This is a genomic window from Sphingomonas sp. H160509 (genome assembly GCF_024124765.2).
In the GTDB taxonomy this organism is placed as follows: Bacteria; Pseudomonadota; Alphaproteobacteria; order Sphingomonadales; family Sphingomonadaceae; genus Sphingomonas.
The window spans coordinates 1,485,109-1,506,431 of the sequence record NZ_JAMXSR020000002.1 but is presented as its reverse complement, the minus strand read 5'-3'; the positions used below and the strand labels follow the sequence as shown (position 1 = coordinate 1,506,431).

Below are 21,323 nucleotides of genomic sequence, written 5' to 3'. Positions count from 1 at the left end.
CCGAACCCTTGCGATGACACCCGCTTAGGATCGGGGAGCAACCCGCGGAACACCGTCGCAACCGCCTGTGCGCGTGCGTCCGACAGCGCCTGATTGTCCGGGAAGGCCAGGCTGGTCACCGGATCGCTGTCGGCATGACCCTCGATCCGGATCGCGCCACGCTCCTGCGCGACGGCGCGCGCGATCCTCTCGAACAGTGCCTGCCGCCCGGGTTCGAGCACGTCGGAGCCCGAACGGAAGAGCTGACCGATCGTGGTCCGTACGCGCACGCTGTTCGCATCCTCGTCGAGCGTGACGAGATGTTGGGCGATTTCCGGTGCGAGAAGCCCGGCGATTCGCGATTGCTGGGCACTCGTCGGCTGGGCGGCGGCATCGGCGCGGCGCGACAGGCGCAGCGGGGTCTGGGGATTGATCGCTGCCATCGCCGCCAGCGCGGGCTGGCCGGTCTGCCCCAGGATAAGCCGCAGCACGAGCAGCAGCACAAGCAGCCCCCCGGCAAGTACGCTGGCGGCCAGCAACAGCGGCGCCCATGCCCCGGCGGTACGGCGCGGCGTGGGGCGGCCGCGCCACGCCGGCACGAGTTCGGTCTCCGACACGGCGCGGACATGCGGCAAAGCGGCATAGGCGTCGGCCATCGTCCGGTTGAGGTCGGCGCTGCCGGTGTTGCCGACCCGGTGGCGGCCGTGGAACCCCGCGGCTAGGCAGGCGTGGTAAAGCTCGATCAGGTCGGCATGACCGGCGGGATGCGCGAGCATGTCCGCCAGCAGCATCCAGAACCGGTCGCCGCCGATATTCTCGCCGAAACCGCGGACCACCATGCTGCGCCGCGCCCATTCGACGCCTTCCGCGCCGCGCCCCGGCAGTGTCTGCGCGACATCGTCGACGGTGGCATAGACCGCATAGCGCGCGCGCCGCTGTTCCTCGACGTCGAGGCCGATTTGCAGCAACGCCTGGTCGAACCGCGCGGCGGCGGCACTGGCGCGGCGATGAAGCTCGGGCAGCGGCAGGTCTATCCGCCCGGACCGCACCGCGGAGATCAGCGCGAGCAGCGGGGTCGCCGCCTCGCGCACCGGATTGCGCGCCGTCCGTGCTACCCCGGGATCGGGGAAGTCCTCGTCGATCGACGGGGGCAGGGACGAAGGGTGCAAGGGCGGCAGGGAGTCGTGCGTAGCACCCGGCGGCGCATCATTCCGATCCGACGATACAAACAGCGTCGCGCCCTGTTGCCGCGCGCGCAACTCCTGCAGCGGGCTCGGCCGAAAGATCGTCTGCTCGCTCTCGTCGCCGCGCCGGCTCACCGCCTCGGCCCCCCGCTTGACGCACCACAATTCGATCTGCAGCTCGGGCCAGTCGCCCGACAGATGCAGGCCGAGCGCAGGCGAGGTCGCGAGCGCCGCGAAGTCGGGCGATTGTCGGTCGAGCTCGAAATAGGCGTAGCCGGGCAGCGTTCGGATCTGCGGGGGGCGCGGTCGGCACGTGACGCAGGGGGTACGCCGGCCAGCGCGGACTCGACGATCTGCTGCATCTTGCCGACCGGGCCGATCTTGGCGGTCGCAGGGAAGCGTGTGCGAACGTCTTCCAGCGGCATCCGGGCGCTTACCGCGATGTAGAGGAAGCCCGACACATAAGGCGCAGGGTCCGTTATGCGCGACGTGTACGCACCGGGGCCCGCCTGTTCGAGCGGCAGCTGGAAGGCGGCACGGTCGAAGATCGCGGACAAGGCGGCCTGGATCGACTCCACCACCGGCTCGAAACTGTCCGCGAGTCGCTCGTGATCGTAACTCGGGAACGTCGGCGGACGCCGGTCGACATGCGTCAACGTGGTGATCTCGCCCGCCATGCCCAGCAACATTTCGTACAGCCGTTCCGGGTGCACCATCGGCAGCGCGGTAAGATGCGCCAGTTGCGCGTGCCAGCGGTTGAGCGTCTGCAGCAGGAGGAAGTTGACGAAGGTCTCGGCGCCGCCCTCGGTCGCCTCCACCGCGCGCAGTGCCAGTTCGTCGATACGTTGCGCGGCGCGGCCGAGAATGTCGCGCAGCATCGCCGACACGCGGTCGCTCGCCCGGATGTCGAGCACCGGCGGGACATAGCGCGCGTCGAACTGCACCGCACCGTTGACGGTCTCGCGTACCCGCGCCAGCCCCAGGATCACGCGTCCATAGGTCTGGTCGCGGGAAACGCCGAAACTGAGGTTGGGTCGAGCGAGTTCGACCGCCTCGGCGCTGCGATCTTCGGAGAACGTGTCGATCACTTCGTCCTCCACCACCACGAACCGAGTCGTGTGCGCGGCGGGATGCGCGTCGTTGCGAAACGCGACCGCACCGGGCTGGTTCGCGGGCAAGGTAAGGAAGACGATCGCGTCGCGCGCATCGGCCGGCATGTCCATCGGGGCTGGCGGCGGCAGATCGTCGGGAATCGCGAAATACGTTCCATCGGGCATCACGCCACGCAGATGTTCGATCGCGAACTTGCCCAGCCCGGCGAGCTCGCGGTCGATCACCAGCTCGGTCACGCCCCAGCGGTACGGTCCGGCATTGCGTCCCTGCGCGGCGATCGCCGCGTCGAGATGCCGATCCTGCTGCTGGAAATGCTGCTGGCGCAGGAACAGGCCCCTCACGCCATGCGACCCGGCTGCGGCTTACCATGACTGCGACCTGCGGGCGTCGTCGGGCGGAACGTCGAGGGGCGAAACGATGGACATGGCCACCGTCTTGCGGCGTTCCGGTTTCAACGCCGTGTCGAGGACTGCACGGCGGGTTACGGTTGAAACATGACCCCGTTCCTACCGTCTGGACGTTCATCTGCCAGTAAGGTTTAAAGTTCGACTACGTAGGTATTGTAAGAATGTGCTTAACAATTCAGTATTAAGTCTATGCTGATGTTTGTGACATTTTTCTTACGGTAATAACAAGGCGTTCGCTTAAAAAGGGCGTCGAGCTGTCGGAGCGGTACCGCATGTCGTTTATCGAAGCGATTTCAACGAACAATTCGTTTCATTCCGCGCGAGTTTTGGTCGTCGATGACGAAGATTCAATGCGACGCTCAGTGGTTAATTATTTGAACGAGCATAACCTCCGTGCGTCTGCCGTTCCGGGTCGCCAGGGGCTGTTCCATACCCTCGCGGTGCGCGAACCCGACCTGATCGTCATGGATATCCATCTGGGCGAAGAGGACGGCCTGGATCTCCTGCGTGAGATTCGCGGCAAGAGTGTCGTGCCGGTTATTCTGATGACAGGGCATTTGCGCGATGAGATCGACCGGGTCGTGGGCCTGGAGCTGGGTGCCGACGATTATCTGCTGAAGCCCTTCGACATGCGCGAGTTGCTTGCCCGGATTCGTTCGAACCTCCGCCGCCGAACGATGGATCGCAGTGCGCCTGCGCGGCATGCCGAGCTCGATTACGCGTTCGCAGGCTGGCGTTTCGAACAGCGGACGCGGCGGCTGATCAGCCCGACGGGCGAGACGGTCACGCTTACCAAGAATGAATTTGCGCTGCTCAGCGCTTTTGTCACTGCGCCTCGCCGGCCGCTCAGCCGCGAGCATTTGTTGCAGGCGACCCGTCTGCACGAGGACGTGTTCGATCGTAGCATCGACGTCCAGATTTTACGTCTGCGTCGCAAGCTGGAGATCGATCCGCGTTCGCCCAGACTGATCAGAACCGAGCGCGGCCTCGGCTATCTTCTTGACGCCGATGTAACGATCCACTGAGCGGCGTGAGATCCGTTCATGCTCGAGCACGCCGACACGTGGACGAGCGGGCACGATGTGTTGCGCCGCCGCTTCCCATGGCGTCGCATAGGGTCCAGGCGCGATTGCTGCCGGTAGAACCAAGTAGACCGACTTGATGGCAACACATTTGCCGAGCGAGGCAGGTCCGGCAATCATCTTGCTGGGCTTGGCTGTTGCAATGGCCGTGGTCTGGTGCCTCCACCGGCGGGCACATGACCGTCGTTTGCGTCTGGAAGCGATGCACTCGACCGTATTCACGCTGTTGCTGGACGGGCCGTCATCGGAACTCGGTCTGCGGATCGAGGATGCGCTTGCCGACCTTGGCTCGATCATCGGTGTGGATCAGGTATGGCTTCTGGTCGGTGGGGATGCCGATGTCGACGCATTCTACGGCTGGTCCGCAGACGGGTCTCACCAGGCTCTCACTCAGCTGGACGCGGAGGCGCGAACCGCCAGGATCGTTGATCGCTTTCCTTGGGACGAAAATACGATCCTGGTCGAACCGGGCGCGCGGTCGGTAGCTTCCTGGAACCAGGTCATGACCCGAAAGCGCGGCACTTGGGCGACGACATTGATGATGCGCTCGCGAGAGCATCAGGACCTCGTGCTGCTGTGCTTGACCGCGCGCAATCGATGGGTCGTCTATCCCGAGACGATCCACGGGCTCGCCTCCGCGCTGCAAACCGCGTTGCAACTCGAGCAGCGTCACCGGCTGGAGACCGAACGGCTGGTCATCGACCAGAAAATGGCGCTCGGTCGTCGAATGGAGGCGATCGGCGCACTGGCCAGCGGGCTATCGCATAACCTCAACAATATTCTGACCGCGATCGACGGGTTTCGCGCGACCGCCGCGTTGCACGTGCCAGCGAACGGCGTGGTATCCGCCAACCTCGTTGAAATCGGGCAGGCGGTAAAACGCGCGAGCGGCCTCGTGTCGGACGTGCTTCATTTCGGCCGCCGGGTCGAAGGGCCGGCGGAGACGGTTTCGCTGGCCGCACTGCTTGCCGAAACGCACAAACTCGTCACGGCGGCTTTGCCAAGCGGCGTGACGCTGGACTGGCAACCTGCCGAGGAGCCGATGCACGTCGAGGGCGATTTCGGGCAATTGCAGCAGGTACTGCTCAACCTGTGCAGCAATGCCGACAACGCCATGGCGGGCGGCGGCGCGATCACCTGTCAGTCGACGTTTCGTTTGCTCGACGATCCGATAAAGTTGAGCCACAACGTGCTGCGCCGAGGGCGCTACGCGACCATCGCGGTCTCCGACGAAGGGCGCGGGATTCCCGCCGAGGCGATCCCGCACATCTTCGATGCCTTCTATACCACGCGGCAGGGGGGCACCGGCCTGGGTCTGTCGACGGCCCGCGAGATCATCGAGGCTGCTGGCGGCGCGATCGACATCGACAGTATCGTCGGCGTTGGCAGCCGTTTCACGGTCTGGATCCCGCTGGCTGCGGACGGCGACGCTCCGCTGGCGGGCGACGTCAACAGGGGGTACGGGCGAAACGGTGCTGATCGTGAACACAGACGGGCAACGGCTGTCCAACGACGAGGAATTGTTCGCCGCGCTGGGCTATGAGCCGATTGGCATCACCAGTCCCGAGACGCTCGACGCTATCGAGGGGGACATCGACGTTGCGGTCGTAGCAAGCTTCGATCCGCGGTTGGCGGATGAACTTGCCGCGCGTCTGCGGATCGCGGGCATTACGGCGCCCTTGCTGGTCGCGGTGCCGCAACCCGAGTTTCTTGGGCAGGTGGTACAGGGGGGAGCGGTCGTCCGCTACCCATTCCAGCCCGCGAACCTTGCCCATGCGCTTGCCCTGAGCCTGATTCCAAACACCCCCGAAGGTACTTCGACCCACCCGCGGGTGTCGTCGAATGTGACAATCGTAGCATAGAACGCCCGATCTGAAATCCGGGTGAAGCCCGGCAGCCGCATCTCTGGCGCAGGCGGCACCGGCATGGTGCCCGCAGCAACCGGCGAGGCCAAACATGCTGATGGACAAGAGCGGACAGCGCTTCATCCGCGAAAACCGGAAACCACGCGTCCACATCGAATATGAGGTGGAGACCTACGGGTCCCGACAGAAGATCGAACTGCCTTTCGTGATGGGCGTAATGTCGGATCTGTCGGGCAAGAGCGACGTGGAGAAGAAGCCCTTCGAACAGCGCGACTTCCTCGAGTTCGACATGGACAACTTCGAGGAGCGGATGGACTCGATCGCCCCCCCGTGCCGCATTTGCGGTGGAGAACAGCCTGACCGGTGAAGGCCGGCTTGGCGTCGACATCACGTTCAGGACGCTCGAGGATTTTTCGCCCGGCAGGATCGCGCGCACCGTTCCAGCGCTCGCCAAGCTGTTGGAAGCACGCGAGCAACTCAACGACCTCATGCTGTACATGGACGGCAAGGCGGGTGCGCAGGACCTGCTCGACCGTGTGCTGAAGGATCCTGCGCTGATGCAGGCGCTCGCTGAAGAGCGTGCACGAGAGGATGCGGCCGCAGCATCCGACGCCGTGTCCGCCATCGACCCCGACGGCACCGAGAAGTGACCGCGAACTAGCAAACTGGAGACAGGTGATGGCCGAACAGATGGTGCAGGACCACGCGTTGCAGCCGACCGTGCAGGACGCCGTGGTCGACGATTTTACCGCGTTGCTGCAACGCGAATTCAAATCCGGCTCGGACGCCAAGCAGGCGCGGATCGAGCAGGCGGTCAAGACGATGGCGCAACAGGCGCTGGCGGATACCGCGGTGATCGGCGAGGACGTCTACCTCACGGTCGACGCGCTGAAGGCGGCAATCGATCGGAAACTTACCGCGCAGATCAACCTGATCCTGCACCATCCCGATTTTCAGGCGCTCGAATCGGCGTGGCGCGGGCTCTGGTATCTGGTTGGCAACACGTCGACCGGGCGCGATCTCAAGATCCGCGTGCTCAACATCTCGAAGGAAGAGACGCGGCGGCAGTTGCGGCAATATCGCGACGCTGCCTGGGATCAGAGCCCGTTGTTCAAGAAGCTGTACGAGCAGGAGTTCGGACAGCTTGGCGGCCAGCCCTACGGTGCGGTGATCTGCGACTACCAGTTCGATCACTATGGCCCGGACCTGGAAGTGATGAAGGGCCTGAGCAAGATCGGCGCGGCGGCGCACGCCCCGTTCATCGCTGCGGCGGCCCCGCAGTTGATCGGCATGGACAGCTGGCGACAACTCGCCAATCCACGCGACATCGCCAAGCAGTTCGATGCGACGGATTACATGGCGTGGCGATCGTTCCGCGCCTCGCATGACAGCCGCTATCTCGCGCTGACCCTGCCACGGTTCCTCGGTCGCCCGTTGTACGGTGCCTTGACCGAACCGGTCGCCGATTTCTCGTTCGAGGAAGAGGTCGATGGCAACCACGATAATTACCTCTGGCTCAACGCGTCCTATGCGTTGGGGGTAAGGATTACCGAGGCGTTCAAGACCTATGGCTGGTGCACCCGCATCCGCGGCGTGGAATCCGGCGGCACGGTCGAGGATCTGCCGGTATCGCTGTTCCCGACCGACGAGGGCGGCGTCGATGTCAAATGCCCGACCGAGATCGCGATCTCGGACCGTCGTGAGGCCGAGCTGTCCAAGGCGGGGCTGATGGCGCTGATCCACCGCAAGAACACCGACCACGCGACCTTCATCGGCGCGCAGACGGTGCACGAGCCCAAGGCCTACGAAGATCCGGACGCCACCGCCAACGCAAACCTGTCGGCGCGGCTTCCGTACATCTTCGCCAGCTGCCGCTTCGGCCATTACCTGAAATGCATGGTCCGAGACTGGATTGGCGGCACCCGCGAGGCACCGCAGCTCGAACGCGACCTGCAGAGCTGGATCATGCAGTATGTCGATCTGCAGCCCGAGCATTCGAACGAGAACACCAAGGCCAGGAAGCCGCTCAAGCAGGCTAACGTCCAGGTGCTGCCGGACCCGGAGAACCCGGGCTATTACCGCGGCATCTTCCAGATGGTGCCGCACTACCAGCTGGAAGGCATGGACGTGACGCTGAGCATGGTCTCGCGCCTCCCCAAGTCGAACTGATCCACAACGTCCTGTTCCCGTTTTTTTACTGTCTAGGAGATCATCATGGCCGTCGAAATGTTCCTCGATCTCGATGCGTGCAAAGGCGAATCGATTGCGAATGGTCACGAGAACCAGGTCGACATCCTCGCCTGGAACTGGGGTGTCGCCAACCAGGGCTCCGGCCATCTGGGCGGCGGCTCCGGCACTGGCAAGGCGAGCTTCCACGATCTGACGATCACCAAATACGTCGACAAGGCGACCAGCACGATCCTCGAGAACTGCGCCAAGGGCAAGCATTTCACCAAGGCGACGCTGTTCTGCCGCAAGGTCGGTGGCGACGCGCCGCTCGAATATCTGGAAATCGAGATGGACCAGGTGTTCGTATCCGGCGTCCAGCATGGCGGCAGCCTCGGCGACGAGCTGACCACCGAGACGGTCACGCTCAACTTCGAGAAGGTGAACGTCAAGTACAAGCCGCAGTCCGCCACCGGCGGTTCGGCTGGTGACATTCCGTTCAAATGGGACATCCGCAAGAATCAGGCCGCCTGATCCCCGCCATGGATACGATCGCCGCCGGAGCTTGGGCCCGCGGCGACCACGACGTTTTGACCAGCGGAGTCGAGGAATGTCGATCTTCTCATCGAATACGACCTATCCGCTGGTCGTGTTTCGCGGCACGACGGCGACGCTGCTCCGGGCCGGCGGCGGCGCGGCACCGCCCGGCTTGCAGGCGGAGGATGTCGTCTACACGGCAGTGCTCGACCGTGCATCGTACAAGCTAGTCGTGCGGTCGCCTCTTCTTCACACCGAAATCCTGCTCGCGGTAGGGCGTCAGATGTCGACCAGGATCGCGCCCGAATTCGCTGCCGAATTCAAGCGGACCGGTACGCTGAGCGCCAACAGCCCGATCCTCAAAAAGGCGGCCAGCGATGTGCCGTTATGGGTACAGCAGGCGGGACAGGGCCAGAAGGGCGGCCTGCGACGCTGGCGTAAGGCGAAGGTCGAAAACGCGCTCACCTGCGCCAAGTGCGTGATGGGCCTGGTATCGTCCGGCGCGGGACTGGCCAGTGCCGCCGCATCGTTCGGCGCGACGTCCATTCCCGCCATATTCGGCGCATGGTCGGCGGTCGCGACGACGATAGGCGCGCTCGCCGGCGCGTGGCGAGACGTCCAGACGTCCGAGGCGAACGTCATGCGGCACGTGCGCAAGATGGGCGAGGCGTATGGCAGCCAGTTGCACGGCGCTCAGTCGAACCGCGGCATGGCGAAGAACGCTGCGCTCGGCGGGAAGGCCGTTGCAAACATCATGGCCACCAACCTGAAGCTGAACCAGCTTCCCTTCGCCAACGGACGATCGCTGGGGCCATCGGTATCGGGCTTTCAAAGTGCGATCGCCGAATATGAAGTCAAACTGTCGCACCTCGTCAAGGAGGCGAACGCACTCACCGCGATCCTCATGGACCTTCTGGACGTCGACGAGGAGCTCGCGATGTCGACCGACCCCAACGACAGGGCGAAGCTTGCGACCAACGAGGCGCTCGCCGTGCGGATCATCAGCGACGAGCGCGGTACGGCCGGCGTCTCGCGCAAGCGAGACGGATTTCGCGGCCAGGTGTCGATCCTCTGGCTGAAGACCTATTACGATGTCGGGCGCGTGATCGCACAGAAGATGCGGACGCAGGTCCAGCAGTTTCAGCGCGAAACCACGATGAACCGGTTGGATGCGGCCGAGCAGGGCGGCGCACTCGTCTTCGGAGTCGGGATGTGGTTCGCCGGCCAGACCGAAGCATTGACGAGTGGATCGCTGATGGGGTTCGCCAGCAAGGTCGGTATCGTCACGGACAGCGAGGTCCCGAACGTGACGGGCATCATCGGTGTTGCCACCACCCTCAACGAATGGCGCGCCTCGGCCGGCGGTGTGATCAACGCGCTGCGGCACGACTATCCCGAGGAAGCGAAGTCTTCGATCTCGGAGGATTGCAAGGTCGAGTATCTCGCGACGTCGAAGGAATTCGGCCTGGGCGCGCTGGACGCCTACAGCGCGGTGAAGGGTGCGGTTGCGGCATGATCGCGCCGCTGAAAGATTTCGCATGACGCGTTCGACCCTGGCTGGCCCCGAGATCGAGGCCGTTGTCCGCGCCGGCGACCTGTCCGGCGCGGTGGCCGCGTTGGCGTCGCGTCTGCGTGCCGCACCCGGCGATCGCGATACCCGCATGGTCCTGTTCCAGGTCCTCTGCGTCGGCGCGGACTGGGACCGCGCACAGGCGCAGCTCCGCGTGCTGGGCGGTCAATCTCCCGATCTACAGATGCTCGCACGCGCGTATGCGCAAGCGATCGAGGCGATGAAGGCGCGCGACGGCGAGATCGTGGAAGCCGATTTCACCGACGCGCCGGACACGCCGGGCGAGGCTGACGGCCAGCGGTTCGATTTCCTGTTCGACGGCGACACGCGGTTCGGCCCGAATCTCGAGGCGATCATCGGTGGTACGAGGAGGCTGATCCCGTTCGCGACCATCCTCTCGATCGACACCGAGGGCCCCGTCGACCTGCGCGACCTAGTCTGGTTGCCCGCGCAGATCCGGTTGCGCGACGGCAGCGCGCTCGCCGCGCTGCTGCCCGTGACCTACCCCGGCACCGCCGCCGAAGCGGATACCATGCTGCGGCTGGCTCGACGCACCGAATGGCGCGAACATGGTGGCGGCATCCACGGGGTCGGCCAGCGGATCTGGACGACCTCGACCGGACATGACGTGCCGATCCTCGAGTTTCGCCACCTCAGCTTTGAGAACACCGCGTGAGTGGTCCGCAACCGACGCTGTTCGACAAGCTGGTGGGCGATCTCGCGCTCGACGGCCTACGCGACGATTCCGACGTCGAGAATCTCGACCGCGCGCTCCGGCATTATGCCGTGCCACGGCTCGATCGGTTCGGTGACAAGGCGTTGCGGGCCACACTGCTGCGCGAGCTGAACTGGTTGCTGAACACCACCAATCTGGCCGCCGTCGCCGACCTTTCCGCGTATCCCGAAGTCGCGCTGTCGACGCTCAACTACGGTCTCGGCGACCTGACCGGCAAGATGCTCTACCGCCAGGAACTGCAGCAGCGCGCGCGCGACATGCGCGAGGCGATCGGCCGGTTCGAGCCGCGGATCGATCATGGTAGCCTGGACGTCGAGGTCGACGTCGATCCGGATCGTCCCAACAGCGTCGGCTTCGTCATCCGCGGGGACCTTGCGGACATGGTGCCGGTCGAACTGCGCACCGAGGTCGAGATCGACACCGGCAGCGTATCGTTGAGGGTCGGCTGATGGATCCGCGTCTTCTCCAGGCCTATAACGACGAACTCGTCTACCTGCGCGAGGCCGCGCGCGAGTTCGGAGAAGAGCATCAGACGGTCGCGGGCCGGCTGGGCCTGCAGTCCCCCGCCGAAGTCGACCCCCATGTCGAGCGACTGCTGGAGGGCGTCGCGTTTCTCGGTGCGCGCGTGCAACTCAAGCTGCGCGACCAGTTTCCCGATTTCACCCAGCATCTGCTGCACGCGCTCCAGCCCAATTACCTCGCGCCGACGCCGTCGATGTGCGTGGTGGCGTTCGAACCGCGGGAGAATGACGGCGCGCTGGCCGATGGCATCGACATCCCGCGGCTGAGTCACCTCAATGCGCTCGCAGGCGAACGGGACGGCGCGACCGTGACGTTCCGGACCGGGCACGACGTGACGCTCTGGCCGTTGCAACTGACCCAGGCGGAGTATCTTCCGTCGCGCGCGTCGCTGGCACCGTTCCTTGGCAAAAACGCTGGGGGCAAGGACGCTGGGGGCAGGGACGCAGGAGGCAGGGGCGCCGGGGGAGGGTGCCGAGGCCGGGCTTCGGATCCGCCTGACCGCGACGGGCGGCGCGAAATTGTCGGAGCTCGCGCCCGGTCCGCTACCGCTCTACCTCGATGGGTCACAGGCGATCCCGGGCGAGCTGTACCGGCAACTGGTGGCGGATGCGGTGTCGGTCGTATTGCGCCCCTGCCGACAGCGTCGGGACTCCTTCGGCGGATTTGCCCTTGCCGCGTGCCCATGGCTTCGAGGAGGAGTGCGCGCTGATCCCTAGCGACGGGCGGACGCATCGCGGTTACCGTCTCCTGTCCGAATATTTCGCCTGTCCCGAACGGTTCCTGTTCATTGCGCTCGACGGACTGGCTCGCCGCTTCGCCGCGTGCGGCGAGGCGACCGAATGCGACGTGGTCATCCTGTTCCGCCGCCGCGCCGCCGCGCTCGTCGGATCGGTGACCGACGCCAACCTGCGGCTGTACGCGACCCCGGCGGTCAACCTGTTCGAGAAGCAGCTCGACCGGGTCGCCGTCACTGCATTCGATCATGAGCGGCTGACGATCGCCGATCGCACGCGCCCGCTCGATTTCGAGGTCAACCGGCTGCTCGACGTCCGAGCACATCGACGTGACGGTGGTACTGTGCCGGTGGTGCCGATGCACGATTTTGCCGGGTTGTCGTATGATTGGAGCGACACCTTGTTCTACGCCACGCGCCTGACGCCGCGACGTCTCCCCGCACGCGAGCGCCGGGCGAATGGACGGTCCGATTATGTCGGCACGGAAACGTGGATCAGCGTATCTGCACCTGCCCGCGCGAACAGGACGGAGGACATTCACGAACTGTCGATCCGTGCACTGGTCACCAACCGCGATCTGCCCGAACGGATGGGCCGCGGTCGCGGCACCGCCTTCTCGATCGACGGCGTGGCGGTCAGCGGCATCACCATGCTCCGGCCGCCGACGCCGCCGCGTGCGCCGCTCGGGTTGAACGACGGGGCGTGGCGGGTGATCGCGCATCTGACACCCAACCAGTTCGGCTTTGCCGGCCGCGGCACGGACGAATGCGACGCGGGCGCACTGCGCCATCATCTGGCGCTGTATGCGCGGCCTGAGGACGCCGTCGCCCGGCGCCAGGTCGAGGCGGTCAAGACGGTACGTGCCGAACCGGTATCGCGGCGCGCTCCGGGTGCGGGACCCAGCGCGTTCGTGCGAGGCCAGCGCCTGCATCTGGGTCTCGACGAGGCCGGGTTCGACAATGGCCGGATGGTGCTGTTCGGGGCGGTGATCGATCGGTTCCTTGCCGAGTTCGCCTCGATCAACAGCTTCACGGAAACCGCACTCGAAACCACGGGAAGGGAGGGCGTGACGCAATGGCCAGCAAGGCTCGGTCGTCGACCGACCATCTGACGTACCTGCGTCTTGGCGCCCAGCGCGTGCAGGCACTCGCCCCGTTCGAGCTGCTGCGCGGTGCAGAGGCGCGGGCGGGCGCGCTGCCGCGGATCGGTACCGCGCGGCTGCCGCAGCAAGACGTCGTCGAGATTGCCCAGACGCCGTCGCTGGCCTTTCCTGCCGCAACTATCGAAGGCATCGCAGTGGACGACGAGCGCGCGCGCGTCGAGGGGCACTGGCTTGGCCTGACCGGGCCGATGGCGCCGTTACCGCTGCACATCAGCGAGTTCGCGTCGTATGAACGGCGCTACTCGAAGCAGCGCCCGTTCAACGGCTTTCTCGACGTCATTGCCGGACGGATGCTCCAGCTATTCTATCGCGCCTGGGCAAGCACGTCGCCCACCGCGAGCGGCGATCGCCCCGATGACGATTACGCCGCCGACCGGATCGCGGCGCTGTCGGGCGCGCAGGACGGCGCAACCGACGATTCCGCCTTCCCGGCGCGCGCGCGGCTCCGATATGCGCCGGTGTTCATCACGCCGCGCAGCCCGGCGGGTATCGCAGACGCACTGTCCGATCTGATGCGGATGCCGGTTCGTCTCACCGAATTCATGCCGCGCTGGCGCGACCTCGAGCCGGAGGATCGTTCCACGCTTGGCGGTGGCATGATGGTGCTCGGTCGCGAGGCGCTGGCAGGCGGACGTGTCCGCACGGTCGCCGACGCGTTTCGCGTGACGGTCACCGCCGGGAGTCATCGCGAGGTGATCGCGCTGTTGCCGGGCGGCGGTCGCCACCGGTTGCTGGAGGAGGCGATCGCGGCCTTCGTGCCGACGCATCTCGATTGGGACGTCGAAATCGAGACCTTGCCTGCCGCGATGCGGCCCGCTCGGCTCGGCAGCGGCTCCCGGCCCGGTTGGACCGGGTGGCTCGGATCGCGATCGAAGACCGGCTCGCGCGCCGATATCCGGCTCGGCGCCGGCGCGCGGACGATGACGCAATCGCAACGGAAGGAACCGGCATGACGGATATCAGACGGCAGGTGCTGTTCGGGAAGCTTGGCCCCGCCGCGACCCGTGCGATCGAGAGCGCAACCGGGTTCTGTCGCCTGCGCGGCAACCCGTACGTCGAACTCGTCCATTGGCTGCATATGCTGGTGAAGGATCGCGATACCGACGTGGCGGCGTTGATCCAGACATGTGGCCTCGACGAGGCGCGTCTGTCCGCGGATATCGTGACGGCGCTCGATCGATTGCCATCAGGTGCCACGGCGGTCAGCGACTTCGCACCGCAGATCGAGGATACGATCGAGCGTGGCTGGCTCTACGCGTCGCTGCTGTTCGGCGCGGGCGAGGTGCGTACCGGGCATCTCCTCGTCGCGATCCTGAAGACCCCGCGGCTGCGCGAGCATCTGTTCGCGATCTCGGAGACCTTCCGGCGCCTCTCCGCCGATACGGTCGTCGACCGGTTCGAGACGCTGGTCCAGGGAAGCGCGGAGCGGACGATGCCGGCAGCCGCTGCGGATAGCGCGACAACTGGCGGCACCGCTGCGGCGCCGACCGCGGGCGGCGAGGCACTCGCGCGCTATGCGGTCGATCTGACCGCCCGCGCCCGCGCCGGCGAGATTGATCGGATCGTCGGGCGCGACCCGGAAATCCGCCAGATGATCGACATCCTGCTGCGTCGTCGCCAGAACAACCCGATCCTCACGGGCGAAGCGGGCGTCGGCAAGACCGCGATCGTCGAGGGTCTCGCGCGCCGTATCGCCGATGGCGACGTGCCGCCCGCGCTCGCCGAAGTGTCGCTCCACGCGCTCGACCTCGGCCTCCTGCAGGCGGGGGCGGGGGTCAAGGGCGAGTTCGAAAGCGGCTGCGGCAGGTCATCGACGAGGTCGAGACCGCCGCCAAGCCGGTGATCCTGTTCGTGGACGAGGCGCATACGCTGATCGGCGCTGGAGGGCAGGCAGGCACCGGCGACGCGGCGAACCTGCTCAAGCCAGCGCTCGCCCGCGGTCGCCTGCGGACGATCGCGGCGACGACCTGGGCCGAATACCGCCAATATGTCGAGAAAGACCCCGCGCTCAGCCGCCGGTTCCAGCCGGTCGCGGTCGGCGAACCCGACGACGAGACGGCGGTGGCGATGCTCCGCTCGGTGCGCGAACCGATGGAGCGGCATCACGGCGTGACCATTCTCGACGAGGCGCTGGACGCGGCGGTGCGGCTGTCACAGCGCTACATCCCCGCGCGCCAGCTTCCCGACAAGGCCGTGAGCCTGCTCGACACCGCCGCGGCACGGGTCGGCGTGTCGCAGCACGCGACGCCCGCGCGGGTCGAGGACGCCCGCAGCCGGATCGCCCGTGTCGAGGCGGCGCTGGAGGCGGCCGAACGCGAACAGCGCCAGCGCTACGCCGACGGCGCGGCGGCGGCACCGCTCGCCGAGACACTCGAACTCGCCCGCGCGACGCTCGTCGAGACAGAGGCGCAATGGCGCGCCGAGCGCGATGCCGTCGCGGCGATCCACGCGGCGAGGGACGCACTCGGGGACGACGAAGCCACCGGCACAGCGCTGGACCATGCCATCGCCGCATCGCGCGGGTTGCGCAGCGATCAGCCGATGGTCTTCGGCGAGGTCGATGCCGACACCATCGCAGCGGTCGTCGCCGACTGGACCGGCGTCCCCGTCGGCCGCATGGTCAAGGACGATATCGCCGCCGCGCTGGTGATCGAAGACCGCCTGAAGGAGCGCGTCGTCGGCCAGGACGCGGCGCTCGATGCGATCGCGCGGCGCATCCGGATCAGCCGCGCCCGGCTCGACGATCCGGTCAAGCCGGTCGGCGTGTTCCTGCTCTGCGGACCATCCGGCGTCGGCAAGACCGAGACCGCCCATGCGCTTGCCGAACTTCTCTATTCCGGCGACGACAGCCTGATCACGATCAACATGAGCGAGTTCCAGGAAGCACATACCGTCTCGACCTTGAAGGGGCGCGCCGGCCGGTTATGTCGGCTTCGGCCAGGGCGGCGTGCTGACCGAAGCGGTGCGGCGGCGGCCCTACGCGGTCGTCCTGCTCGACGAGATCGAGAAGGCGCACCCGGACGTCCACGAGATGTTCTTCCAGGTGTTCGACAAGGGCTATATGGAGGATGCGGAAGGGCGGTTCATCGACTTCCGCAATACGTTGATCCTCCTCACTTCGAACATCGGCACCGACACGATCGCGGCGTTGTGTGCGGACGATCTCACTGCGCCGGACGGGCCGGGGCTGGCCGACGCGATCCGCGACGACCTTTTGCAGACCTTTCCGCCAGCCCTGCTCGGTCGGCTCAAGGTACTCGCCTATCGGCCGCTTGATGCTGCCACCCTGACCGCGATCGTCCGCCTCCAGCTTGGGCGGATTGCCCGGCGGATGGCCGACAATCACGTGATCCGGCTGCGCTGGGACGAGGCGGTCGTCGACCTGATCGTGTCGCGCTGTCGCGTATCGGCATCGGGGGGCGCATGATCGATGCGATCCTGACGGGTGACGTCTTGCCGGAACTGTCGACGATGGTGCTCCGTGCGCAGGCGCTGGGCGAACTTCCTGCCGAGATCGCGCTGTGGGTCGACGACGACGAACTCGCCTTCCGCGCGATCGAGACGGCCGGACCGCAGATCGTCCGAGCGGAAGCGGCCGAATAGATGGACACCGGGATTTGCGATCCGCATGAGAGTTCGCCGGCGATCGCGGCAGCGTTCGGGTTGAGCGCGGGCACCATCCTGAACGGTATCTACCGGATCGACCGGTTCCTGACGCGTGGCGGCATGGGCGACGTCTATCTCGGCAGCAATGTCGAGACCGAGGAGCTGGTGGCGATCAAGGTCATGTTGCCGCGGCTCTCCGAAGACCCGAAGATCCTGTCGCTGTTCCGCAGCGAGGCGCGACTGCTGATCCGCGTCGCCCACCCGGCAGTCGCTCAGTACCGCGTGTTCGCGCGCGATGCGACGCTCGGCGTGCATTATCTCGTCACCGACTTCATCGACGGCGACGCGCTGTCCGCGCGCTTGCACGGCGAGGTTCCGGGGCCAGACGAAGTCGCGCGATTAATCCGGCGGCTGGCGGGCGGACTGCGAGTCACGCACGAGCTCGGCGCCGTCCACCGCGACATGTCGCCCGACAACATCCTGCTTCCCGGGGGGGCGGATCGACGAGGCCAAGATCATCGATTTCGGCATCGCCAAATATGTCGAGCCCGATGATCGGACCGTCGTGATCGAGGGGTTCGCCGGCAAGCTCGGCTATGTCGCCCCCGAGCAGTTCGGCCTGTACGGCAACCGCATCGGTCCGTGGACCGACATCTACAGCACCGCGCTCGTCCTGCTCGCCTTCGCGCGGTCCGAACCCATCGACATGGGACGGACCATGTCCGAGGCGATGGAGCGCCGATCCAGCGTGCCCGATCTGTCCGCGCTGCCCGATAGTCTGCATCCGCTGTTCCGCGCCATGTTGCAGCCGGACCCGGCCGAGCGTCCCGCATCGATGGATGCGGTAGTCGGAGCACTCGATACTGCACCGATCGTCCGGGCCGCGACGTCTGCCGCGTCGCCCGCCGCTCCACCTGCCCTCCGGCCGGCCGCACCGTCGACCAAGCCGCCAGCCGGCCCGACGGTCGCGCCGCCCGCCACGCCGAAACGCGCAGGCCGCCCTAAGTCCAGGCCGGCTCGATCGGTCGACAAGAGACTAGTCGTCGCGCTCGTCACGGTCGTCGTCGCGTCGGTGCTGGTATGGCTGGCGTGGCCCGGCACGGGCTCGCAGCCGTCTCGTCCCAAGCCGGCGCCTGCCATTCCCGCATCACGGCCTGCAATTGCGTCGGTTCGATCGACGCCGCCCGCAACGCCCTCTGCAACGCCGCCGCAGTCCTCCTCACCGGCTGCGCAATCCCCGCCGATCGGCAGTGCGCTTCCACCCTTGTCGATCGTTGCGGCTACCAGCGCCGACCGGCGCCGGGGAACCGCTCTGTGCCGGAGGAACGGCGGCACGACGATCACCGCGACGATCGACGGCATGGTCGACGCGCGTACGGCAACGCTGGTGTTTGTCTCGCCGTCGGGCAAGCCGCGGACACTCGTTTCGGGCAGCGCGGAGCAATGGGCACGATCCGCGGATCGGCGTGGGACGGTTCGACAGGATGGTGCGGGACGATACCGCGTACGGTTTTGCGCGAACGAACCGGGGAACGCGGTCCTGGCGGTTCTCGATGGCGCGTCCTCGTTGCCGGTATTGCCGGCGGCGTCGGCGGGAGCCAGCATCGAACGCTACCGCAGCCTTGCCGTTCGGAAGAACTGGCCCGTGATCGTATCCTGGATCGTCCTTCCAGCCATTGCCCAGACACGAATTGGTCGGGGATTACCCGGCACGTCCTCGAGGCCGATCGCCGACGGTTACCCGGTGCAGGGGGCGACCTCCGTCGGAACGGAAACATCTTCGGTTTCCCCGCCGACCAAGACATCCGCGTTTTGTCGCCGCTACAGAGAGGGGGCGCTGGCAGGATGTCGGGGTACGCAGCCGCGACGCCTGCATTTCCGCCGCGCTCAAGCGTGGGTTCTCGGGCTATGCGCAATACGGCTTTACGTTGCTGCGGCGGTATGACGGTCACGTCGAAACCAAGGTAAACGGGCAGTGGGCGCGTCTCGACGCTCGGACCGACGGCCGTCCGGCGGCATCGTCGCGGTAGGCGGGACATGGCGGGCTATCCTCATGTCACGATCGGCGGAGCGGTCGGCCGTGGCGGCGTCAATCGGTCGACGGATGTGCGCGCGATCCAGCAATTGCTCAACATCCGGCGATCCGCTTGGTCGTCGCGGCCTTTGCGCGTGGACGGGATGTGCGGGACCCAAACGCTTCGTGCGATCGCCGAGGCGCAGCACCGCCTCGTCGGTCGACCGCGCTCCGACGGACGCATCGACCCGAATGGCCCCACCTTGCGATTGCTCAACGCCATGCGCCCCGTGCCGCGCGCTGCACCCCGCGCGACCTCGACGCCGCCGCCGGTGTTACCGCGTGCTGTCCTACCACCCACGCCGCGACCGGTATCGCACGCCGTACCGGCCCGGCGTGCTAGCCGCGAGCCCCCCATCGAGGTGATCGATGCAGCCCGACAGTCGGAACAGCGCTGGCACGTTCCCGCCTCGATCAGCATTGCCCAATGGATACTCGAAAGCGGCGAGGGCCGGCATATGCCGCCCGGCTCGAACAACCCGTTCGGGATCAAGGCGGCGGCGGGGCAGCCGTCAGTTACCGTGCGCACGCGCGAGGAGACGCGCAGCGGCCGATCCTTCCACATCCGCGCACCGTTCCGAAAGTTCGCAACCCTGGCCGAGGCGTTCGAAGCGCATGGCCGGCTGCTCGCCACGCACCGAGCCTATGGCGAAGCGCGCCGCCATGCCGATAATCCGGACGCCTATGCCGACGCACTGACCGGGCGCTACGCTACCGACACCCACTACGGAACATTGCTCAAGACGATCATGCGCAGCCGGGACTTGTACCGCTACAACGCGCCGGCAGCAGGCTCGCGATAGCCTATTTCAGCATGGAGAAACATGCGCCCATCCGGGCAGCGATCGACTGATACCGGTTGGCCGTCTTCGGGTATCGCAACTGGAAGATTGCCAACTGGTCGCCGCGTTGCAGCACCTTGCCGTAAAATATCGTTCCGGCTCTATCGGCACCCGACACGACGCGCCAATTGCCACGTCCCGCAGCATAGGTCGTTCGACCTCCTCGACCGGCAAGATCAGCTGCGACCTCCTTTGCGGTAGCGTCGATCCCGGCGTTCAGCACGTCGTTGCGGCCGAAAACGGTGAGCGTCGCACCATCCGCGCCACGAAATACACGGCCGTCGCCGTTTGGCGCTTCTGCCTGCGCCTTCAACACTGCCGGGTAGCAGATTTGGAATCGATACCGATTGTTTACATAGCGACCCCATGTATGTTCGGCGTTGGCGATGCCAGCGTTGAAACCTGCCGCCAAACCAAAGGCCAGTACCACGGATCGCATAACGAGTTTCATTAGAATACTATCCCGCTCTCAGCGCAAAGCTATAATCCTTTGGAAATGAAAAATAAGTGTCCTCGACCCGATTTAGTAGCGTTGTCATTGGAGCACTAGGATTAGAAAGTGATAACGGCGCGATCGACGTCGGCAGCACCGATCGACGCTGATGCCGCCGTACCGGCAGACGGCGCGAGTCGCTACGAGAGCGAGACGGTGCTGATCGTCAACACCGACGCCCGGCGAATGTCGAGCGACGAGGAGCTGCTTGCGGTGCTCGGGCACTAGCCGATCGGCGTCGCCGACACAGGCTCGCTCGGTGCGGTCCACAGGGACGTCGATATGGCATCGTCGCGAGCATCGTTCCGCGCCACGTCGACGTGCTCGCCGAGACGGTCCTCCGGACGGGCATCGCCGCGCCGCTGCTGGTGGCGGCGCTCTAGCCCGCGGCCGACGCGATGATGCTGCGCTATACTTTACATCCGGCGGCGCTTGCGCCCGGCAGCGACTCGCTCGGTCCCCCGCCGCCTCCGACCGACGCGTCCGCCGAATATGTCATTCGTAGCGTAGAACGGCTCATTTGAAATCCTGCTGAAGCGCACCGAAAGCCATTGTCGTCTTCGTAACCCCGGGCGCGACGATCCCGTCGCCACCGTCCAGGAGAGGAGACGGGATCGTGCCAGCAGGCCCGCCGCGCGAAAAGATCAAAGTGTACACTCACACGCTCGGCGGCGCCCTGCGCGGAGCGGGTAAGCACGAGTTCGACGATCGCTTCGACGCAATCCCACTGGTTGTCATCGCCGAGGTGCCGAACCGCGTCGCCGCCGACCTCAACAAGCACGGGCAACTCTACCAGCACGTGGTGGCCCACGTGTCGAAGACAATGCAGGCCATGATTCGAGACAAAGATCGCGCCGAAGATAAATCCGTCCCGGCCTGTGGACGATATCCTGCGGGCAAGCGTCAGCAAGATCTTGGCGGATAATAGCCCGGGTGTTGGAAAAGCGATCGAAGCACAGATCGCCCAGCACTACAGCACTCTTGGCGAGTGGCATGCCGTCCGCAAGCACACCGCGATAGACGGCGCCATCGTCACCGTCACGCTTTCACTCAGCGCCGCGGCGTTCGGCCTCTCCGGCTTTACCATGGGGGGTGAGCGGCGCGGCGGCGATCATCGGGCTGGTGCGCGGCATCATCGACGGGATGGAGAAGCTCGTACAATGCTGGAAGACCGTCGACGAATGGGGCGTCCGCATCGACAACGACGTGAAGTCGCTCGATCGGGCCTATGATCAGGGGGCTCGCCGCTGG

At 65.9% G+C, this 21,323-nt stretch carries 23 protein-coding genes and 4 pseudogenes; 25 read left to right on the top strand and 2 right to left on the bottom strand.

Annotated features, from left to right (window positions below; all coding sequences use genetic code 11):
- Positions 1-5: 5 nt before the first annotated feature.
- Positions 6-2,617, bottom strand: a pseudogene (gene tssK, locus NHF48_RS25900) (type VI secretion system baseplate subunit TssK); the annotation flags it as partial.
- A 338-nt stretch (positions 2,618-2,955) separates the two neighbouring features.
- Here tssK and NHF48_RS09080 point away from each other — a divergent pair.
- The 22 genes and pseudogenes from NHF48_RS09080 (at position 2,956) to NHF48_RS08975 (ending at position 19,540) form a co-directional block, all read left to right on the top strand.
- Entirely contained in the window at positions 2,956-3,708 is a 753-nt protein-coding gene (locus NHF48_RS09080) for a response regulator (protein WP_056488956.1), read from the top strand.
- A gap of 259 nt (positions 3,709-3,967) precedes the next feature.
- A complete protein-coding gene (locus tag NHF48_RS09075; RefSeq protein ID WP_263816824.1) occupies positions 3,968-5,308 on the top strand; it encodes an ATP-binding protein in 1,341 nt (446 codons plus the stop codon).
- Positions 5,286-5,627 (top strand): hypothetical protein, encoded by a 342-nt coding sequence (locus NHF48_RS09070; protein WP_253070904.1) that lies wholly within the window; start codon positions 5,286-5,288, stop codon positions 5,625-5,627. Before NHF48_RS09075 ends, NHF48_RS09070 begins: the two co-directional genes overlap by 23 nt.
- A gap of 94 nt (positions 5,628-5,721) precedes the next feature.
- A complete protein-coding gene (locus NHF48_RS09065) occupies positions 5,722-5,997 on the top strand; it encodes a type VI secretion system contractile sheath small subunit (RefSeq protein WP_253070903.1) in 276 nt (91 codons plus the stop codon).
- Positions 5,975-6,280 carry a type VI secretion system contractile sheath small subunit gene (locus tag NHF48_RS09060; RefSeq protein ID WP_253070902.1) on the top strand — a complete coding sequence of 102 codons (306 nt, stop codon included), beginning with the start codon at positions 5,975-5,977 and terminating at the stop codon, positions 6,278-6,280. The genes NHF48_RS09065 and NHF48_RS09060 overlap by 23 nt, the downstream gene beginning before the upstream one ends.
- Positions 6,281-6,308: 28 nt before the next feature.
- A complete protein-coding gene (gene tssC, locus NHF48_RS09055) occupies positions 6,309-7,799 on the top strand; it encodes a type VI secretion system contractile sheath large subunit (protein WP_056488959.1) in 1,491 nt (496 codons plus the stop codon).
- Positions 7,800-7,844: 45 nt separating this feature from the next.
- The gene (locus tag NHF48_RS09050; RefSeq protein WP_056488962.1) at positions 7,845-8,330 is read left to right on the top strand and encodes an Hcp family type VI secretion system effector; all 486 of its coding nucleotides are present in this window, start codon (positions 7,845-7,847) and stop codon (positions 8,328-8,330) included.
- A 76-nt stretch (positions 8,331-8,406) separates the two neighbouring features.
- Entirely contained in the window at positions 8,407-9,849 is a 1,443-nt protein-coding gene (locus tag NHF48_RS09045) for a hypothetical protein (RefSeq protein WP_253070901.1), read from the top strand.
- Positions 9,850-9,871: 22 nt separating this feature from the next.
- Positions 9,872-10,579 (top strand): type VI secretion system accessory protein TagJ, encoded by a 708-nt coding sequence (locus NHF48_RS09040; RefSeq protein ID WP_253070900.1) that lies wholly within the window; start codon positions 9,872-9,874, stop codon positions 10,577-10,579.
- On the top strand, positions 10,576-11,088 hold the full coding sequence (locus NHF48_RS09035; protein WP_056488967.1) for a type VI secretion system baseplate subunit TssE: 513 nt from the start codon (positions 10,576-10,578) through the stop codon (positions 11,086-11,088). Before NHF48_RS09040 ends, NHF48_RS09035 begins: the two co-directional genes overlap by 4 nt.
- A pseudogene (locus tag NHF48_RS09030) lies at positions 11,088-11,495 on the top strand (type VI secretion system baseplate subunit TssF); the annotation flags it as partial. The gene NHF48_RS09035 and the pseudogene NHF48_RS09030, both read left to right, overlap by 1 nt.
- Positions 11,496-11,562: 67 nt before the next feature.
- Complete coding sequence (locus NHF48_RS24920) at positions 11,563-11,877, top strand: type VI secretion system baseplate subunit TssF (RefSeq protein ID WP_342454734.1); 315 nt, start codon at positions 11,563-11,565, stop codon at positions 11,875-11,877.
- Positions 11,831-13,006, top strand: coding sequence for a type VI secretion system baseplate subunit TssF (gene tssF, locus NHF48_RS09020; RefSeq protein WP_253070898.1), 1,176 nt, complete (start codon positions 11,831-11,833; stop codon positions 13,004-13,006). Before NHF48_RS24920 ends, tssF begins: the two co-directional genes overlap by 47 nt.
- Positions 12,970-14,010, top strand: a complete 1,041-nt coding sequence (gene tssG / locus NHF48_RS09015; RefSeq protein WP_253070897.1) for a type VI secretion system baseplate subunit TssG — start codon at positions 12,970-12,972, stop codon at positions 14,008-14,010. The genes tssF and tssG overlap by 37 nt, the downstream gene beginning before the upstream one ends.
- Positions 14,007-14,900, top strand: a complete 894-nt coding sequence (locus tag NHF48_RS09010; protein ID WP_253070896.1) for a Clp protease N-terminal domain-containing protein — start codon at positions 14,007-14,009, stop codon at positions 14,898-14,900. The genes tssG and NHF48_RS09010 overlap by 4 nt, the downstream gene beginning before the upstream one ends.
- Before the next feature lie 224 nt (positions 14,901-15,124).
- Positions 15,125-15,913, top strand: a pseudogene (locus NHF48_RS09005) (type VI secretion system ATPase TssH); the annotation flags it as partial.
- A 91-nt stretch (positions 15,914-16,004) separates the two neighbouring features.
- Positions 16,005-16,250, top strand: a pseudogene (locus NHF48_RS09000) (AAA family ATPase); the annotation flags it as partial.
- Between the two features lie 21 nt (positions 16,251-16,271).
- The gene (locus NHF48_RS08995) at positions 16,272-16,484 is read left to right on the top strand and encodes a hypothetical protein (RefSeq protein WP_253072379.1); all 213 of its coding nucleotides are present in this window, start codon (positions 16,272-16,274) and stop codon (positions 16,482-16,484) included.
- Complete coding sequence (locus tag NHF48_RS08990; RefSeq protein ID WP_253070895.1) at positions 16,481-16,660, top strand: hypothetical protein; 180 nt, start codon at positions 16,481-16,483, stop codon at positions 16,658-16,660. Before NHF48_RS08995 ends, NHF48_RS08990 begins: the two co-directional genes overlap by 4 nt.
- Positions 16,661-17,218, top strand: a complete 558-nt coding sequence (locus NHF48_RS08985) for a protein kinase domain-containing protein (RefSeq protein WP_253070894.1) — start codon at positions 16,661-16,663, stop codon at positions 17,216-17,218. It abuts the gene before it with no gap.
- A 10-nt stretch (positions 17,219-17,228) separates the two neighbouring features.
- The gene (locus NHF48_RS08980; protein WP_253070893.1) at positions 17,229-18,608 is read left to right on the top strand and encodes a hypothetical protein; all 1,380 of its coding nucleotides are present in this window, start codon (positions 17,229-17,231) and stop codon (positions 18,606-18,608) included.
- A gap of 92 nt (positions 18,609-18,700) precedes the next feature.
- Positions 18,701-19,540: a glucosaminidase domain-containing protein gene (locus NHF48_RS08975; RefSeq protein WP_253070892.1), complete on the top strand. Its 840-nt coding sequence runs from the start codon at positions 18,701-18,703 to the stop codon at positions 19,538-19,540.
- 1 nt (position 19,541) lies between these two features.
- Here NHF48_RS08975 and NHF48_RS08970 read toward each other — a convergent pair whose 3' ends face one another.
- Positions 19,542-19,892 (bottom strand): hypothetical protein, encoded by a 351-nt coding sequence (locus NHF48_RS08970; protein ID WP_253070891.1) that lies wholly within the window; start codon positions 19,890-19,892, stop codon positions 19,542-19,544.
- A 246-nt stretch (positions 19,893-20,138) separates the two neighbouring features.
- Here NHF48_RS08970 and NHF48_RS08965 point away from each other — a divergent pair, with 246 nt between their 5' ends.
- The 3 genes from NHF48_RS08965 (at position 20,139) to NHF48_RS08955 (ending at position 21,304) form a co-directional block, all read left to right on the top strand.
- Positions 20,139-20,300 (top strand): hypothetical protein, encoded by a 162-nt coding sequence (locus NHF48_RS08965; protein WP_253070890.1) that lies wholly within the window; start codon positions 20,139-20,141, stop codon positions 20,298-20,300.
- 388 nt (positions 20,301-20,688) lie between these two features.
- Positions 20,689-20,997: a hypothetical protein gene (locus tag NHF48_RS08960; RefSeq protein WP_253070889.1), complete on the top strand. Its 309-nt coding sequence runs from the start codon at positions 20,689-20,691 to the stop codon at positions 20,995-20,997.
- Entirely contained in the window at positions 20,987-21,304 is a 318-nt protein-coding gene (locus NHF48_RS08955; protein ID WP_253070888.1) for a hypothetical protein, read from the top strand. Before NHF48_RS08960 ends, NHF48_RS08955 begins: the two co-directional genes overlap by 11 nt.
- Positions 21,305-21,323: the final 19 nt, after the last annotated feature.